This window comes from Pseudomonas sp. UBA6310 (assembly GCF_002438225.1).
In the GTDB taxonomy this organism is placed as follows: Bacteria; Pseudomonadota; Gammaproteobacteria; order Pseudomonadales; family Pseudomonadaceae; genus Pseudomonas_O; species Pseudomonas_O kuykendallii.
The window spans coordinates 1-15279 of sequence record NZ_DJTK01000014.1 but is presented as its reverse complement, the minus strand read 5'-3'; the positions used below and the strand labels follow the sequence as shown (position 1 = coordinate 15279).

Below are 15279 nucleotides of genomic sequence, written 5' to 3'. Positions count from 1 at the left end.
GCCTACGTCATCCGACGTATTTCCCGCATCGCCTGCTGAATCAAGACTAGCTCCCGACCCGGCCGCCGCGCCGAAACCCTCAAGGTCCCAGGAGCTTTGTCATGACCGAAACGCTGATCAAGGTCGACCTCAATCAGGCCGCCACCGACAACGAGCAGATCCACAACCGCTGGCATCCGGACATCCCGATGGCCTGCTGGGTCAAGCCGGGTGACGACTTCATCCTCGAAACCTACGACTGGACCGCCGGCGCGATCAAGAACGACGACGACGCCAGTGACGTACGTGACGTCGACCTGTCCACCGTGCACTACCTGTCCGGCCCGGTGGGCGTGCAGGGTGCCGAGCCGGGTGACCTGCTGGTGGTCGACCTGCTCGACATCGGCGCGCGGCAGGATTCGCTCTGGGGCTTCAACGGCTTCTTCTCGCAGCAGAACGGCGGCGGCTTCCTCACCGATCACTTCCCCCACGCGCAGAAGTCGATCTGGGACTTCAAGGGCATGTTCACCAGCTCGCGGCACATTCCGGGCGTGAACTTCGCCGGCCTGATCCACCCCGGCCTGATCGGCTGCCTGCCGGACCACAAGATGCTCGCCGACTGGAACAAGCGCGAGCAGAAGCTGATCGACACCAACCCGACCCGCGTACCGCCGCTGGCCAACCCGCCGCTGGCCGCCACCGCGCATATGGGCAAGCTCACCGGCGAGGCCCGCGACAAGGCCGCGCTGACCGGCGCGCGCACCGTGCCGCCGCGCGAACACGGCGGCAACTGCGACATCAAGGACCTGTCGCGCGGCTCGAAGATCTTCTTCCCGGTCTACGTCGACGGCGCCGGGCTGTCGGTGGGCGACCTGCACTTCAGCCAGGGCGACGGCGAGATCACCTTCTGCGGCGCCATCGAAATGGCCGGCTGGGTGCACATGAAGGTCGAGCTGATCAAGGGCGGCATGGCCAAGTACGGGATCAAGAACCCGATCTTCAAGCCCAGCCCGATCGTGCCCACCTACAACAACTACCTGATCTTCGAGGGCATCTCGGTCGACGAAGCCGGCAAGCAGCACTACCTGGACGTCAACCTGGCGTACAAGCAGGCCTGCCTCAACGCCATCAACTACCTGACCAAGTTCGGCTACTCGCCGGCCCAGGGCTACTCGCTGCTCGGCTCGGCGCCGGTGCAGGGGCACATCAGCGGCGTGGTGGACATCCCCAACGCCTGCGCGACGCTGTGGCTGCCCACGGAGATCTTCGAATTCGACATCAACCCGAGCGCGTCCGGTCCGATCAAGCACCTCGATGGCAGCATCGACCTGCCGATCGCCCTGGACAAATGAGTTCTCCGCCCGGACCGGCCTGGTGCTTTGGACGGCGGCCAGGCCGGTCCGGGTGGCGGACACCCGCATTGGCAAAGGGGCGCCGCGCGCGTCCCGAACCCCCGAGGTGAGCATGCCGATCTACGAATACGACTGCGCCGAATGCGGCGACTTCACCATGCTGCGGCCGATGGCCGAGCGCGACCAGCCCTGTGCGTGCCCCTACTGCGCCGGCGAAAGCCGCCGGGTGATCCTCTCCGCGCCGCGGCTGGCGACCATGGCCGGCAACACCCGTACCGCCATCGAAACCAACGAGCGCGCCGCCCATGCGCCGCAGACCGTCGCCGAGTACGCCAGCCAGCGCAAACACCCGGCCGGCTGCAGCTGCTGCGCGCCGAGCAAGCCGAACCTGCCGACCAAGGCCAACCCCCACGCCCTCAAGGGCAAGCCGGCGGGACGGCCGTGGATGATCAGCCACTGAGGCGCCGCCTGGATCGCTGCGTCCCGACCTTCCGTAGGGTGGGCTTCAGCCCACCACCCCACCCCCGCGATCCCAACGTGCCCCGAAACCCGAGGAGAACCCCATGCGTCACGGCGATATTTCCAGCAGCCCGGACACCGTCGGCGTAGCCGTCGTCAACTACAAGATGCCGCGCCTGCACAGCAAGGCCGAAGTCCTCGACAACGCGCGCAGGATCGCCGAGATGATCAAGGGCATGAAGCTCGGCCTGCCGGGCATGGACCTGGTGGTGTTCCCCGAATACAGCACCATGGGGATCATGTACGACCGTGACGAGATGATGGCCACCGCGGCGACCATTCCAGGCGAGGAAACGGCGATCTTCTCCGCCGCCTGCCGCGAGGCGAAAACCTGGGGCATCTTCTCCCTCACCGGCGAGCGCAACGAGTCCCCGGAAAAGGCGCCGTACAACACCCTCGTCCTGATCAACGATGCGGGCGAGATCGTGCAGAAGTACCGCAAGTGCATCCCCTGGTGCCCGATCGAAGGCTGGTATCCGGGCGACCGCACCTACGTCAGCGAAGGCCCGAAGGGCATGAAGATCAGCCTGATCATCTGCGACGACGGCAATTACCCGGAGATCTGGCGCGACTGCGCGATGAAGGGCGCCGAGCTGATCGTGCGCTGCCAGGGCTACATGTACCCGGCCAAGGAGCAGCAGGTGCTGATGTCCAAGACCATGGCCTGGGCCAACAACTGCTACGTCGCGGTGGCCAACGCCGCCGGCTTCGACGGCGTGTACAGCTACTTCGGCCACTCGGCGATCATCGGTTTCGACGGACGCACCCTCGGCGAATGCGGCGAGGAGGAAATGGGCATCCAGTACGCCCAGCTGTCGATCTCGCAGATTCGTGACGCGCGCGCCAACGACCAGTCGCAGAACCACCTGTTCAAGCTGCTGCACCGCGGCTACACCGGCGTGTACAACTCCGGCGATGGCGACCGCGGCGTCGCCGACTGCCCGTTCGAGTTCTACCGCACCTGGGTGATGGACGCCGAAAAGGCCCGCGACGACGTGGAAAAACTCACCCGCCGCAGCATCGGCGTCGCCGATTGCCCGGTCGGCGAACTGCCGCACGGCGGCAAGGAAAAGACCGCCGGCTGACGCCACCGCCCCGCACCGTAGGGTGCGCCATGCGCACTGCAACATCGGTCGGTGCGCACGGCGCACCCTACGAACCGCATTGGCGCCGCGACGCCGTAGGGTGGGCTTCAGCCCACCAACCGGCCCCGCGGCAGCACCGGTGGGCTGAAGCCCACCCTACAGGTGACCGACGGGGCGACGTGAATGGACGTAGGGTGCGCCATGCGCACCGCAACACCGGCCGGTGCGCACGGCGCACCCTACGAGCCGCACGGGCGCCGCGACGCCGTAGGGTGGGCTTCAGCCCACCAACCGGCCCCGCGGCAGCACCGGTGGGCTGAAGCCCACCCTACAGGTGACCGACGGGGCGACGTGCATGAGCGTAGGGTGCGCCATGCGCACCGCAACATCGGTCGGTGCGCACGGCGCACCCTACGAACTGCGTGGACCGCGTGCCGTAGGGTGGGCTTCAGCCCACCAACCGGCCCCGCGGCAGCATCGGTGGGCTGAAGCCCACCCTACAGGTGACCGACGGGGCAACGTACGTGGACGTAGGGTGCGCCATGCGCACCGCAACATCGGTCGGTGCGCACGGCGCACCCTACGAACCGCATTGGCGCCGCGACGCAGGCCCACCCCCACACCGCCGATCCGGAGCCCTGGCATGCCTTTCATCAATGACCTCGTCGAGCACAATCGCGGGCAACTGGCCGAGGCGCCGTCGCCGGCGGCGGATCGCCTGCAATCGCGTTTTCTCTTCGAGCCGGCGCAGGTGATGGCGCTACTACGCGAACGGATCGTCGGGCAGGAGGCGGCGCTGGCGGCGGTGGAATCGCTGCTGGCGGTGGTCAAGGCGGACATCGGCGAGCGCGAGCGTCCGTTGTCCGTGAACCTGTTCATGGGCCCGACCGGCGTCGGCAAGACCGAGATCGTCCGCCTGTTGGCCCAGGCGATCCACGGCAAGGCCGACGCCTTCTGCCGCATCGACATGAACACCCTGGCCCAGGAGCACTACGCCGCCGCGCTGACCGGCGCGCCGCCGGGCTACGTCGGCAGCAAGGAAGGCACCACGCTGTTCGACATCGAGGCGATCCAGGGCAGCTTCAGCCGGCCCGGCATCGTGCTCTTCGACGAACTGGAAAAGGCCAGCCGTGAGGTGATCCGCAGCCTGCTCAACGTGCTCGACAGTGGCCAGCTGGTGCTCAGCTCCGGCAGCCGGCGCATCGATTTCCGCAACAGCCTGATCTTCATGACCAGCAACATCGGCGCCCAGGAGGCCTGGCACTACCGCGCCGGTTTCGAACGGGGCTGGCGTCGCTGGCTGCGCCTGCAACCGCGGCCGGGGCGCGAGAAGGCCATCGTCGAGGCGGCCCTGCACCGGCACTTCGAGCCGGAATTCCTCAACCGCATCGACCGCCTTCTCGCTTTCGAGCGCCTCGGCGGCGAGCGCCTGCCGGACCTGCTGGCCATCGAGCTGGACAAGCTCAACCAGCGCCTGGGCCGGCACGGGCGCCAGTTGGAGGTGGATGACGCGGCCGCCGCGCTGCTCTGCACCGGTCACGACCGCCGTTTCGGCGCCCGCGACCTGGCGCGCCGCGTACGCACGCAACTGGAGCCGAAGGTAGCGGAGTACCTGCTGCGCAATCCGCAGGCCAATCGGTTGCAGGTGCGCGGGGGAACCGAGGTGTTGTGCGTGGAAGGCGAGAGGGTGGGGTGACCGCGCTGGTTCGCCCATCTGCCGCCTGCCCGACGCCCGATGCGTAGGGCCCGTAGAGTGGATCGCGCTTCACCGATCCATCACGCGCAGTGACGGTGGATGAAAAAAGCGTCATCCACCCTACATCTGGCAAGGCTCCCAGCGCCGGCTGGCGGATCGGCAGGACCGTAGGGTGGATCGCGCTTCACCGATCCGCCACGCGCAGTGACGGTGGATGAAAAAAGCGTCATCCACCCTACATCTGGCAAGGCTCCCAGCGCCGGCGGTGGATCGGTAGGACCGTAGGGTGGATCGCGCTTCACCGATCCACCAGGCGCGGTAACGGTGGATGAAAAAAGCGTCATGCACCCTACATCTGGCAAGGCACCTGGCGGCCTTGGCGGATCGACAGGCCTGGGCCGTCCAGCCGTTCAGCCGCCGTATCAGTTCATCCCGTCGAGCAGCCCGGCCAGGTCGTCGGCGTGTTCCTCTTCCTGGGCGAGGATGTCCTCGAAGATGCGCCGGGTGGTCGGGTCCTTGTCGCCCAGGTACTGGACGATTTCCTTGTAGCTGTCGATGGCGATGCGCTCGGCGACCAGGTTCTCGAAGACCATGTCGCGCAGGCCGTTGCCCTCGGTGTACTCGGCGTGGGAACGCTCGGTCAGGCTGTCGGGGTTGAAGTCTGGTTCGCCGCCCAGCTGGACGATGCGTTCGGCCAGGCGGTCGGCGTGTTCCTGCTCCTGCCCGGCGTGCTCGAGGAATTCATCGGCGGCGACGCTCGCCCGCAGGCCGGTCGCCATGTAGTAGTGGCGCTTGTAGCGGAGGTAGCAGACCAGCTCGGTGGCCAGCGAATCGTTGAGCAGCTTGAGCACGACGTCTTTGTCGGCGCTGTAGCTCTCGGTCACCGCACCGTTTTCGACGTGCTGGCGGGCGCGTTCGCGCAAGGTGTTCTTGTCACTCAGTTGTACGTAGCTCATCAGGAATCTCCTAGGCGTGGATCACGGCCTGACGCTCCTGCTCTGACGGCAGGATGGCCCAGGCGACCCTGTTGTGAGTGCTAGACGGCGCCAAAGGTTTCGCACCGTCGAGCCGTCTGGCTTCAACGCCAGTTGCCGGGCTGCTCGCGTTCCAGGTCGGCTTCGTTCTCCGGCTGCGGCGCCGGTTTCTGCGGTACGTCCTGGTGCGCGGGCATCGGCGGCAACGGGTTGTGGGCGTTGTCCGGGGTGACTTTCGGCTGGGTCGGGTCCGGTCTGTCGCGGGGCGAGTCGGGGGTCATGACAGTCTCCAGGTTCAGCTGAGGGCGCGGATCAGCTCCGCCTTGCGCATGCTCGAGCGTCCGCGCACGTCGCGTTCGCGGGCACGTTTCATCAGCTCGTCGCGGGTCAGGTCGGTGAGCGAGGTGCTGCTGCCGCGCGAACCTCGACTGGCCGAGCCACGATTGGCCGGGTTGCCCTTGCGAGCGGCGGCGGCACGATGGGCGGAGTCCTTGCGGTCGGCGCGCTTGGCGGTCTCGCTCTTGCGCTGGCCGGAGCCGCCTTTTTTCTCGCCACCGCCGGACTGCTTGTTCACCGTGGCCCAGGCTCGCGCCTCGGCTTCGTCGCTGGACAGGCCGCGTTGCTCGTAGCTCTGCTCGATGTGCTCGGCCTTGCGCTTCTGTTTTTCGCTGTAGTCGGATTTATCGCCACGGGGCATGACGGCTCTCCTGAATTCGCGGGTGTTCAGGAAATTCGACTGGTGCCTGGGGCGAAGTTTCGGATCGCTGGACGGACGGCAGGACACGGTCCGGGAGGGGAAGCCGCCATCGCGGGATGGCGGCGGGCTGGCTTACAGCTTGTGCTTGGTGCGCTCGTTGGTTTCCATTTCCTTGCAGGTCAGGAAGCCCTTGTCCTGAACGCGGTCATTGGCGTCGAAGGCAACGTAGTAGGGCTGTTCCTTGCCTTCGTGGTTGAGCACATAGTTGTTGCAGCTGCCCGGGTAAACGGTGCGGCCCATTTCGCTGGACGCCGGACCGCCGAGGGTCAGCGCCTGCTCCTTGGTCATGCCGATCTTGACCTGCTCGACCAGAGGCTCGTGGCGGTAGGTGACGTAGTCGACCGGGTTTTCCGGGTTGGTGGCGCAGCCGGCGAGGGTGGCGACAACGGCGGCGAGGGCGAGGCTCTGCTTGATCATGCGGATTATTCCTGTGCGGATGATGTGTGTCTGACAGAGCTTGGAGCGATGACCCTCGCCGGTAGTTCGCCGCTTGGTTTGATCCGCACCCGTGCGGCGCCCCGCCGCATTCGGGCGAACCTACGCGCGGCCGCCGGGGTCACAACACTGAACCCCAGAAAAGGAATCCTGCTCATGTTGAAGTTTCTTGGTAGTACAGTCGGCATCATCTTTCTGATCGGCCTGATCGTGGTCATCGCCTTCTTCAAGCTGTTGTTCTGATCCTTCGCGGCAGCGTCGACCGGCGTCGCCGCTGCCGACAGGAGTCCGCACATGCCGCCTGACGCGCGCACCCGTTATCCCCTCGTTCTCGTGCATGGCCTGCTCGGCTTCGTTCGCCTGGCCGGGCGGCCTTACTGGTACGGCATCGATTCCGCGTTGCGCGAGCGGCGCGCGCAGGTGTTCACCCCCAAGGTGTCATCACTCAACGGCAATGAGGTGCGTGGCGAACAACTGCTCGAACGCATCGGCGAAATCCTCGCCGCCACCGGCGCGCAAAAGGTCAACCTGATCGGCCACAGCCAGGGCGCGCTGACGGTGCGCTACGCGGCGGCGCTCAAGCCGCAGTGGGTCGCCTCGGTGACCAGCGTCGGCGGGCCGAACCAGGGCTCGGAGCTGGCCGACTATCTGGTGCAGAAACTGCCGCACAACGGTCGTCGGGAGAAGTTCGCGGCGCGCGCGGCGCATGGCGTGGCGCGGATGCTGGAGCTGCTGGAGAGCCACGAGTACAGCCTGCATCTGCCGCTCGACGGCATTGCCTCGCACCGCGCGCTCACCTGCGCCGGCATGCAGTCGTTCAACCAGCGCTTTCCCCAGGGCGTGCCCACGGTGTGGGGCGGCGAGGGCGACTACGAGGTGGACGGCGTGCGCTACTACTCCTGGGCCGGCACGCTGCAGCCGGGCGTCACCGACCGCGGCCGCAACCGTCTCGATCCGAGCCAGGCGATGTGCCGGACGCTGTCGCGCACCTTCGTCCGCGAGGCCGGGCAGAACGACGGATTCGTCGGGCGTTTCAGCGCCCACCTGGGCCAGGTGATCCGCTCGGATTACCCCATGGACCACCTCGACCTGATCAACCAGTTCTCCGGCCGCGTTCCGGACGGCGTGGACCCTGTCGGGCTGTATCTCGAGCATGCGGCGCGTCTGCGCGAAGCCGGCTGCTGACGGCCGCGCTGTTCTACCGCCCGACGGTTTGGCTGAACCGCGGCAAAAACGCTCCTGTCGTTACTGGGTGTATTCCCAATCCGACAGGAGCTTTCCATGACCGATTATCCGACTCCGCCCTTCGCCAGCCAGCCGCAGCAGAACCCCGGCAGCCAGGGGCGCATGAATCCGCTGCCGGACTGTGGCGAGGACAGCTACCAGGGTTCCGGCCGGCTGATGGGCAAGACGGCGCTGATCACCGGCGCCGACAGCGGCATCGGCCGCGCCGTGGCGATCGCCTTCGCCCGCGAGGGTGCCAACGTCGCTATCGCCTACCTGGATGAACACGAGGATGCCAAGGACACCGCGCGGCTGGTCGAGCAGGCCGGGCGCAAGGCGCTGCTGCTGCCGGGCGACCTCGCCGACCGCGAGCTGTGCCTGCAACTGGTGGAAAAGACGGTCGCCGAGTTCGGCAAGATCGACGTGCTGGTGAACAATGCCGCGTTCCAGATGAGCCGCGCCTCGCTCGACGAGATTCCCGACGAGGAATGGGTGCACACCTTCGACGTGAACATCACGGCGATGTTTCGCATCGTCAAGGCAGCGGTGCCGCACATGCCCAGGGGCGGCTCGATCATCAACACCACGTCGGTCAACTCGGACATGCCCAAGCCGACGCTGCTGGCCTATGCCGCGACCAAGGGCGCCATCGCCAACTTCACTGCGGGCCTCGCGCAGCTGCTCGCCGAGAAGGGCATCCGCGCCAACAGCGTCGCGCCCGGCCCGGTTTGGACGCCACTGATCGTCTCGACCATGCCCGCGGACGACGTGAAGAGCTTCGGCAGCGAAACCCCGATGGGGCGTCCGGGGCAGCCGGTGGAAGTGGCGCCGGCCTTCGTCATGCTCGCCTCCGACGAATCCAGCTACATTTCCGGCACCCGGATTGGCGTCACCGGCGGCAAGCCAATCCTCTGAACCCCGCGCCGCGCACCGTCCTCCCCGGGATGGGCGCGGTGCCACTACCGCTCGGCGGAGATCCCGAACATTCCCCGGCGCGCAGGGATCAACCTTGTGTAGACCCGGAGGATTGCGCCATGAGCGAGCACTACGAGATCCACTACACCCTGCAGGGCGAGCCGCACACCGATGTCATCGAGAACCTCGACATCCCGATCATCGACGCGGTGAAAGAACTCGCCCGCAAGAACAACCTGGCGGTGAACGATGATCTGGTCCTCGACGAACTGGTGGAGCTGGCGCCGGTGGTGGGCATCAGCGATGTCAGCATCCAGCCGCTGGACTGAGCCGGCCAGTCATCCGTAGCGCTTCTTCGCCTCGATGGCGAGGCCGCTGCCGATGCTGCCGAAGGTGTTGCCCTCGACGTGACGGGCGTTCGGCAACAGCGCCGCTACACGGCGGCGCAACGCCGGGATGCCGCTCGAACCGCCGGTGAAGAACACCGTGTCGACCTGCTCCACACCGACTTGCGCGCGGCCCAGCAGCTCGCCGACGCTACCGCGCACGCGCTCGAGTAACGGGTCGATGGCCTGCTCGAACAGCGGCCGGTCGAAGTCCGCCGCCAGATTCTCCTCGATCCGTCCGAGGTCGATGCGGTGCTCCAGGGCATCGGTCAGGGCGATCTTGCTTTCCTCCACCTGCATCGCCAGCCAGTGGCCGGCGCGCAGCGAAATCAGGCGCATCAGGCGATCGATGCCGGTCGGGTCGGCGACGTCGTAGCGCATGCTCTGCAAGGCCAGCTGCGACTTCTGCGCGTAGACCGCGTTGATCGTGTGCCAGGTCGCCAGGTTGAGGTGCACGCTGGTGGGCATCGGCGCGTCGCTCTTCATCCGGCTGCCGTAGCCGAACAGCGGCATCACCCCACGCAGGCTCAGCTGCTTGTCGAAGTCGGTCCCGCCGATGTGCACGCCGCCGGTGGCGAGGATGTCGCTCTGCCGGTCGGCGACCTGGCGGCGCTCGGGCGACAGCCGCACCAGCGAGAAGTCCGAGGTACCGCCGCCGATGTCGACGATCAGCACGAGCTCTTCGCGCTCGATGGCGGATTCGTAGTCGAAGGCTGCGGCGATCGGTTCGTACTGGAAGGACACATCGTTGAAGCCCAGGGTGTGCGCCACGCGCACCAGGGTGTCCTCGGCTTCCTTGTCGGCCTGGGGGTCGTCATCGACGAAGTACACCGGGCGGCCCAGCACCACCTGCTCGAATTCGCGCCCGGCATGGGCTTCGGCGCGTTGCTTGAGCTGGCCGAGGAACAGCCCGAGGATCGACTCGAAGGGCAGTGCGCTGCCGAGCACGGCGGTTTCGCTCTTCAGCAGCTTGGAGCCCAGCAGGCTCTTCAGCGAGCGCATCAGGCGGCCTTCGTAGCCTTCGAGGTATTCGTGCAGGGCCAGGCGGCCGAACACCGGGCGGCGCTCCTCGACGTTGAAGAAGACCACCGACGGCAGGGTGATCTTGCCGTCCTCCAGGGCGATCAGCGACTCCTCGCCGGGGCGCAGCCAGCCGACGGTGGAGTTGGAGGTGCCGAAGTCGATGCCACAGGCACGGGCCGGAGTTGAGAAGGTCATGGGCGCGCTCACCGGGAAAAAACGGCCGCGCAGTGTATGCGAGAGCGGCGCCGAATGCTTCCCCCGGTTATCGCCCGGAGGGAATCGGGCTCATGCCGTCAGGGCGCGGCGTCGGCCTGGCGTTTCTGCCGCCATTGCGACCACTCGAAACCCAGCACGATGAACAGCGAGAGGGCGAACGGCAGCAGCAGGTAGAGGCCGCGGAAAACGATCAGCGCGGCCAGCACGTCGGCCTTCGGCAGCTCCGGCATCGCCGCGAGGAAAGTCACTTCGAGCACGCCCAGTCCGCCCGGCGCATGCGAGAGCAGCGCCAGCGAGAAGGACGCGAGGAACACCCCGAGTACCACCAGATAGCCCGGGTTGTTGGCTTCCGGCAGGGCGAAATAGATGATCGCCGCGGCGCACGCCAGCTCCAGCGGGCCGGCCAGCAACTGGCGGAAGACGATGCCCAGCCGGGGGTATTCCAGGCGCAGCTTGCCGTAGGTCCACGGCTGGAACTGGCGCCAGGAACCGAGTACGTAGAGCGCCACCAGTGCCAGCAGGAACAGGCCGATGACCACCGAAAACCAGGGCGTGACGTCGGTGACGCGGTCGATCAGTTGCGGCCGGGCGATCAGCACGCAGCCGCCGGCGAGAATCGCCCCGAGAATGAAGGTGAACGAGCAGAAGACGATCAGGATGCCGATTTCCTGGGCCGAGAGGTTCTTGCTGCGGTAGGCCCGATAGCGCACCAGGGCGCCGGAAAACACCGAGGCGCCGATGTTGTGCGCCAGGGCGTAGGTGGTGAACGAGCAGAGCGTGATGAACCACCAGGAAATGTGCTTGCCCAGGTGGGCGACGGCGATGCGGTCGTACCAGGCCAGCGCGCAGTAGGCGCCGAGGGTCGCCGCGGCGGCCATCGCCCAGTTGTGCCCGGAAATCGCCTTGAGGCTCTCGGCGATCTCGTCCAGCGAGATGTTGCGCACTTCGTGGTAGAGCAGATAGCAGGACAGCACGACGGCACCGAGGCCGACGAGGGTCCAGATCAGATCGCTCTTCTTTTTCATCATTATTGTTTTCCAGATCCCGATGCTGGGCGCAGGGCGGGTTCGTGCAGGCGACACGCTCGGGCCGCCGGCGAGTATGCCTGGCTGTCGGCCTCGACGGTATGGCTGACCTGGACGACGCTGCGGTCGGTTACAGGCGCTTCGGTGGGGGCGGCGGCGTACGCTTTAGTCATCTGCTCGGTAGGCTTTGGTCGGGTTCCGATGATCGCCGGTTGGGCGGAAAGCCGCCAGCGGCGACCCCGTCCTCTATGTGACAAAGTATTCGTCGTATCACTCCCTGAGCGGTACGGCACGCCGCGGACAGGGCGGCGGGACCGCCTGTCGGGCGGCCGGCATCATAACGGCTGGTGCGAAGCTGGCAAACTGACCTGGGTCGTCTGCCGCGCTCGCCACTGCGACCGAATGACACGGTAAGATTCGTGCATGCAAATTGCCTGAACCGCGCGCTGGCCGCGCTCGATCGGCCCTGCGCCCCTGCGGGATTGCCCGTGCGACGTGCAGCAAACCTGCTTTTGTTAAAGTGGCGCCGATTGATAACTAGATCCCGAACTGGCCTTGAACCCATGCAAAGAACCTCTCACCACGATCTACGCGCGGCGTTCCGCGCGCTGCTGGAATCGGATTCCTGCTACAGCACGGCGTCCACCTTCGACCCCATGTCGGCGCGCATCGCCGCCGACCTCGGCTTCGAGGTTGGCATCCTTGGCGGCTCGGTGGCCTCGTTGCAGGTGCTGGCGGCACCGGACTTCGCCCTGATAACCCTCAGCGAGTTCGTCGAGCAGGCGGTGCGCATCGGCCGGGTCGCCCGCCTGCCGGTGATCGCCGATGCCGACCACGGCTACGGCAACGCGCTCAACGTGATGCGCACGGTGACCGAGCTGGAACGCGCCGGAATCGCCGCGCTGACCCTCGAAGATACCCTCCTGCCCGCGCAGTTCGGGCACAAGTCCACCGACCTGATCTCGGTGCAGGAGGGCGTCGGCAAGATCCGCGCGGCCATCGAGGCGCGCATCGACCCGGCGCTGAGCATCATTGCCCGGACCAACGCCGGCGTGCTCGACACCGAGGAACTGATCGCCCGCGTGCAGGCCTACCAGGCGGCCGGCGCGGACGGCATCTGCATGGTCGGGATTCGCGACTTCGAGCACCTGCAGCAGGTTTCCGAGCACCTCAGCGTGCCGCTGATGCTGGTCACCTACGACAACCCCAAGCTGCGCGACCGCAAGCGCCTGGCCGAGCTGGGCGTGCGCATCGTGGTCAACGGCCACGCGGCCTACTTCGCCGCCATCAAGGCGACCTACGACTGCCTGCGCGAGCAGCGCCAGATCGACGGCAGCGACCTCTCGGCCTCGGCCCTGTCGAACAAGTACACGCATCCGGACGAGTACCGCATCTGGGCTCGCGAATACATGGACGTCAAGGAGTAGGCCGACGCTTTTCCGCGCACGGCCCTGGCGGAAGCACGCCACGCCACTGGCGGATAACCGCCAGCGCGGGGCCGGGTTGGAGGGAATTGCCTGGGCGAGACGCACGATTGGGCGTGGCCGGGTTCCGATGTTCGCAGGTGGCGCCCTTCGCGCCGCGACGGGCACTTCGGTGCCGGAGGTTCACATGTCCAATCCGCGAACGACGCCTCACGAACGCGACGGCAATCGCGACACCGGCAATGCGGCCCAGCCCTCGCAGTCGCAGGAACAGTCCAACGGCAACGTCAGCCCCACGCCGCGCACGGAGGAGAAGTCCGGCAACGTGGCGCAGAAGCGGCCCTACGTCAGCGGCAACCGGGCGACCGGCCTGGACGCCATGGCCAACGACCCCAACAGGTCCGGCAAGCGCCACTGAGCGTCAGGGTTTGGCCATGTGCCAGACCCCGCCCTTGCCTTCTCCATTCAGGTCGCCCGGTGCGTTGTCCTGCATGAAGGTATACAGCGGCCGGCCCTTGTAGGCCCACTGCATGGTCCCGTCGCTGCGCTCGATCGCCGTCCAGTCGCCGCCCGCTTCGGCTTCCATGTCCGCCTGCAGGGGCGGCCAGTTTTCCGCGCACTTGTCGACGCAGACGGATTTCCCGTGGGAATCCTTGTCGTAGGTGTAGAGGGTCATGCCGCTGTCATCGACCAGCATGCCGTCCTTTATCGCGGCGGGCGCATCCGCCAGGAGGGCGCCGGAAAACGTCAGGGCCGTAGCGGCGAGAAGGTACTTCAGGTTCATGCGCGCGTTCCTTTTCCAGTTCCAGGGAGTCAGCAGGCCTGCGACATTCTGGCAGGCGACCTGTGCAGCGTAGATAGATTTTCGGCCGATGCCACGGCGCCGCGAAAGGCGCCGGGCGCATCGTCCGGCAACCCGTAGCGGGAGGTGAACATGGCCAGCGGTTGGGCAAACGACGGAGCGGTACAGGAACAGATCGACAGCACCATCGAGGATGCCGTCCAGCGCGCACGCAGCCAGTTGGCGAAGGGCGAGAGCCTGAGCCACTGCGAGGAATGCGACGCGAAGATTCCCGAGGCGCGCCGCGCCGCGGTGCCGGGCGTGCGCCTGTGCGTGGTCTGTCAGGCGGCGCATGACAAGGAGCAGGCCGCCCACAGCGGCTACAACCGCCGGGGCAGCAAGGACAGCCAGTTGCGTTGAGCGCGGCGGGCGCTCAGAGCAGCGTCAGGGTGTAGCTGACGATGAAGCGGTTCTCGTCCTGGTCGTTGGCGGTGGTGTTGCCGCGCAGCGAGGCGTTGCGCCAGGAGAAGCCGAGGCCCTTGAGGGCGCCGCTCTGCAGGGTGTAGTCCAGACGCACATCGCGCTCCCATTCCTGGCGATCGCCGCCCACGGCGTCGATGTCGTCGCCCGACAGGTAGGTGATAAACGCCTTCAACCCCGGCGCGCCGAGCTTGGCGAAGTCGTAGCTGTACTCCGCCAACCAGGTGCGCTCGCCGGCGGAGAGGAACTTGCCGATCTGCCGGTCGGTGATCAGGTAGGCGGTGGAACCGTCGCCCTGGTTGAGAAACGGAAAGGCGCTGTCGCCCGAGACCTGCTGGTAGCCGCCGCTCAGCGCATGGCCGCCCAGGGTGTAGGTGAGGAAAGCGCTCCAGGTGTCGTTGTCCACCTCGGTGCCGCTCACCGTGTTGGCAGCGGTGATTTCGCCCTGGCCGCGATAGCCTTCGGCACGCCCGGCGACGCTGCCGTTCTTGCCGTCGGAATCGCTGTGGAAGTAGCGCAGGTCGGTCTTCAGCGCGCCCGGTCCGATGGCCCAGCTGTGGGTCAGACCGAGGAAGTGCTGTTTGTAGAAGTCTTCCAGGTTGCCGTAGTAGTACTGCAGCAGCAGGTCCTTGGAGACCTTGTAGTCGGCGCCGGCGTAGCGGAACTGGTTGGAGTCCGCCTGCACGCCGCCGACCGAGGAGGCACCGGCGATGCGCAGGCCGACGTCGTCGGAAGACGCGCGGGTCTTGGTGTGTTCCAGCTGGCCGGCGATCAGCGTCAGGTTGTCGATCTCGGCCGAGGTGACCTGGCCACCGTCGAACAGCTGCGGCAGCAGGCGACCGTCGTTGAAGTTCACCACCGGCAGTTTCGGCTGCAGGGTGCCGATGCGCGCTTCGGTTTTGGAGAGGTGCAGCTTGGCGGTCACCCCGGCCTTGCTGAAGTCGTCCACGGCCTTGCCGTTGCTGTCCAGCGGGAACAGCTGGCCGGGGCGGCGGCTGTCGCCGTTCT

The 15279-nt window shown here is 66.7% G+C and carries 19 protein-coding genes; 11 read left to right on the top strand and 8 right to left on the bottom strand.

The genetic code is table 11. The annotated features are described in order from the left end of the window. The first annotated feature begins 101 nt into the window (after positions 1–101). The 4 genes from fmdA (at position 102) to B3E91_RS02630 (ending at position 4631) form a co-directional block, all read left to right on the top strand. Positions 102–1331 carry a formamidase gene (fmdA, locus tag B3E91_RS02645; protein ID WP_287028247.1) on the top strand — a complete coding sequence of 410 codons (1230 nt, stop codon included), beginning with the start codon at positions 102–104 and terminating at the stop codon, positions 1329–1331. 112 nt (positions 1332–1443) lie between these two features. Further along, positions 1444–1791, top strand: coding sequence for an FmdB family zinc ribbon protein (locus tag B3E91_RS02640; RefSeq protein WP_287028246.1), 348 nt, complete (start codon positions 1444–1446; stop codon positions 1789–1791). A 103-nt stretch (positions 1792–1894) separates the two neighbouring features. Then, positions 1895–2935 carry an aliphatic amidase gene (locus B3E91_RS02635; RefSeq protein ID WP_090223951.1) on the top strand — a complete coding sequence of 347 codons (1041 nt, stop codon included), beginning with the start codon at positions 1895–1897 and terminating at the stop codon, positions 2933–2935. Positions 2936–3578: 643 nt separating this feature from the next. After that, positions 3579–4631 (top strand): AAA family ATPase, encoded by a 1053-nt coding sequence (locus B3E91_RS02630; protein ID WP_287028245.1) that lies wholly within the window; start codon positions 3579–3581, stop codon positions 4629–4631. Positions 4632–5053: 422 nt separating this feature from the next. Here the strand turns inward: B3E91_RS02630 and B3E91_RS02625 are convergent, their stop codons facing one another. From B3E91_RS02625 to osmE, 4 genes are all read right to left on the bottom strand, one after another. Further along, positions 5054–5587, bottom strand: coding sequence for a ferritin-like domain-containing protein (locus B3E91_RS02625; RefSeq protein WP_090223948.1), 534 nt, complete (start codon positions 5585–5587; stop codon positions 5054–5056). 122 nt (positions 5588–5709) lie between these two features. Further along, positions 5710–5886: a hypothetical protein gene (locus B3E91_RS02620; protein WP_273234882.1), complete on the bottom strand. Its 177-nt coding sequence runs from the start codon at positions 5884–5886 to the stop codon at positions 5710–5712. 14 nt (positions 5887–5900) lie between these two features. Further along, positions 5901–6302 (bottom strand): Rho termination factor N-terminal domain-containing protein, encoded by a 402-nt coding sequence (locus tag B3E91_RS02615; protein ID WP_273234881.1) that lies wholly within the window; start codon positions 6300–6302, stop codon positions 5901–5903. 132 nt (positions 6303–6434) lie between these two features. Continuing rightward, a complete protein-coding gene (gene osmE / locus B3E91_RS02610) occupies positions 6435–6779 on the bottom strand; it encodes an osmotically-inducible lipoprotein OsmE (protein ID WP_273234879.1) in 345 nt (114 codons plus the stop codon). A 48-nt stretch (positions 6780–6827) separates the two neighbouring features. Between osmE and B3E91_RS02605 the strand changes: the two genes are divergently transcribed. The 4 genes from B3E91_RS02605 (at position 6828) to B3E91_RS02590 (ending at position 9265) form a co-directional block, all read left to right on the top strand. Further along, positions 6828–7040: a hypothetical protein gene (locus B3E91_RS02605; protein WP_287028244.1), complete on the top strand. Its 213-nt coding sequence runs from the start codon at positions 6828–6830 to the stop codon at positions 7038–7040. A gap of 51 nt (positions 7041–7091) precedes the next feature. Continuing rightward, positions 7092–7982 (top strand): esterase/lipase family protein, encoded by an 891-nt coding sequence (locus tag B3E91_RS02600; RefSeq protein WP_287028242.1) that lies wholly within the window; start codon positions 7092–7094, stop codon positions 7980–7982. Positions 7983–8078: 96 nt separating this feature from the next. Further along, positions 8079–8936, top strand: a complete 858-nt coding sequence (locus tag B3E91_RS02595; protein WP_287028241.1) for an SDR family oxidoreductase — start codon at positions 8079–8081, stop codon at positions 8934–8936. Between the two features lie 119 nt (positions 8937–9055). Further along, positions 9056–9265 carry a hypothetical protein gene (locus tag B3E91_RS02590; RefSeq protein WP_273234872.1) on the top strand — a complete coding sequence of 70 codons (210 nt, stop codon included), beginning with the start codon at positions 9056–9058 and terminating at the stop codon, positions 9263–9265. A 9-nt stretch (positions 9266–9274) separates the two neighbouring features. On the opposite strand, the gene B3E91_RS02585 is transcribed toward B3E91_RS02590, so the two are convergent. After that, the gene (locus tag B3E91_RS02585; RefSeq protein ID WP_287028240.1) at positions 9275–10540 is read right to left on the bottom strand and encodes an Hsp70 family protein; all 1266 of its coding nucleotides are present in this window, start codon (positions 10538–10540) and stop codon (positions 9275–9277) included. A 98-nt stretch (positions 10541–10638) separates the two neighbouring features. Further along, positions 10639–11586 carry a lysylphosphatidylglycerol synthase transmembrane domain-containing protein gene (locus B3E91_RS02580; protein ID WP_273234915.1) on the bottom strand — a complete coding sequence of 316 codons (948 nt, stop codon included), beginning with the start codon at positions 11584–11586 and terminating at the stop codon, positions 10639–10641. 563 nt (positions 11587–12149) lie between these two features. Here B3E91_RS02580 and B3E91_RS02575 point away from each other — a divergent pair. Then, positions 12150–13013, top strand: coding sequence for an isocitrate lyase/PEP mutase family protein (locus B3E91_RS02575; protein ID WP_287028238.1), 864 nt, complete (start codon positions 12150–12152; stop codon positions 13011–13013). Positions 13014–13197: 184 nt separating this feature from the next. After that, a complete protein-coding gene (locus B3E91_RS02570; RefSeq protein WP_287028236.1) occupies positions 13198–13428 on the top strand; it encodes a hypothetical protein in 231 nt (76 codons plus the stop codon). Positions 13429–13431: 3 nt separating this feature from the next. On the opposite strand, the gene B3E91_RS02565 is transcribed toward B3E91_RS02570, so the two are convergent. Beyond that, positions 13432–13794, bottom strand: a complete 363-nt coding sequence (locus B3E91_RS02565; RefSeq protein ID WP_287028234.1) for a hypothetical protein — start codon at positions 13792–13794, stop codon at positions 13432–13434. Between the two features lie 150 nt (positions 13795–13944). Here B3E91_RS02565 and B3E91_RS02560 point away from each other — a divergent pair, with 150 nt between their 5' ends. Beyond that, a complete protein-coding gene (locus B3E91_RS02560; protein WP_090223929.1) occupies positions 13945–14211 on the top strand; it encodes a DksA/TraR family C4-type zinc finger protein in 267 nt (88 codons plus the stop codon). Positions 14212–14224: 13 nt separating this feature from the next. Here B3E91_RS02560 and B3E91_RS02555 read toward each other — a convergent pair. Next, on the bottom strand, positions 14225–15279 hold a 1055-nt coding region (locus B3E91_RS02555), incomplete at its 5' end, for an OprD family outer membrane porin (protein ID WP_287028231.1).

Coding starts and splice junctions, on each gene's coding strand:
- B3E91_RS02625 (WP_090223948.1), bottom strand. CDS start 5,587: ATGAGCTACGTACAACTGAGTGACAAGAACACCTTGCGCGAACGCGCC.
- B3E91_RS02560 (WP_090223929.1), top strand. CDS start 13,945: ATGGCCAGCGGTTGGGCAAACGACGGAGCGGTACAGGAACAGATCGAC.
- B3E91_RS02615 (WP_273234881.1), bottom strand. CDS start 6,302: ATGCCCCGTGGCGATAAATCCGACTACAGCGAAAAACAGAAGCGCAAG.
- osmE (WP_273234879.1), bottom strand. CDS start 6,779: ATGATCAAGCAGAGCCTCGCCCTCGCCGCCGTTGTCGCCACCCTCGCC.
- fmdA (WP_287028247.1), top strand. CDS start 102: ATGACCGAAACGCTGATCAAGGTCGACCTCAATCAGGCCGCCACCGAC.
- B3E91_RS02635 (WP_090223951.1), top strand. CDS start 1,895: ATGCGTCACGGCGATATTTCCAGCAGCCCGGACACCGTCGGCGTAGCC.
- B3E91_RS02600 (WP_287028242.1), top strand. CDS start 7,092: ATGCCGCCTGACGCGCGCACCCGTTATCCCCTCGTTCTCGTGCATGGC.
- B3E91_RS02620 (WP_273234882.1), bottom strand. CDS start 5,886: ATGACCCCCGACTCGCCCCGCGACAGACCGGACCCGACCCAGCCGAAA.
- B3E91_RS02570 (WP_287028236.1), top strand. CDS start 13,198: ATGTCCAATCCGCGAACGACGCCTCACGAACGCGACGGCAATCGCGAC.
- B3E91_RS02630 (WP_287028245.1), top strand. CDS start 3,579: ATGCCTTTCATCAATGACCTCGTCGAGCACAATCGCGGGCAACTGGCC.
- B3E91_RS02640 (WP_287028246.1), top strand. CDS start 1,444: ATGCCGATCTACGAATACGACTGCGCCGAATGCGGCGACTTCACCATG.
- B3E91_RS02585 (WP_287028240.1), bottom strand. CDS start 10,540: ATGACCTTCTCAACTCCGGCCCGTGCCTGTGGCATCGACTTCGGCACC.
- B3E91_RS02580 (WP_273234915.1), bottom strand. CDS start 11,586: ATGAAAAAGAAGAGCGATCTGATCTGGACCCTCGTCGGCCTCGGTGCC.
- B3E91_RS02590 (WP_273234872.1), top strand. CDS start 9,056: ATGAGCGAGCACTACGAGATCCACTACACCCTGCAGGGCGAGCCGCAC.
- B3E91_RS02575 (WP_287028238.1), top strand. CDS start 12,150: ATGCAAAGAACCTCTCACCACGATCTACGCGCGGCGTTCCGCGCGCTG.
- B3E91_RS02605 (WP_287028244.1), top strand. CDS start 6,828: ATGACCCTCGCCGGTAGTTCGCCGCTTGGTTTGATCCGCACCCGTGCG.
- B3E91_RS02595 (WP_287028241.1), top strand. CDS start 8,079: ATGACCGATTATCCGACTCCGCCCTTCGCCAGCCAGCCGCAGCAGAAC.
- B3E91_RS02565 (WP_287028234.1), bottom strand. CDS start 13,794: ATGAACCTGAAGTACCTTCTCGCCGCTACGGCCCTGACGTTTTCCGGC.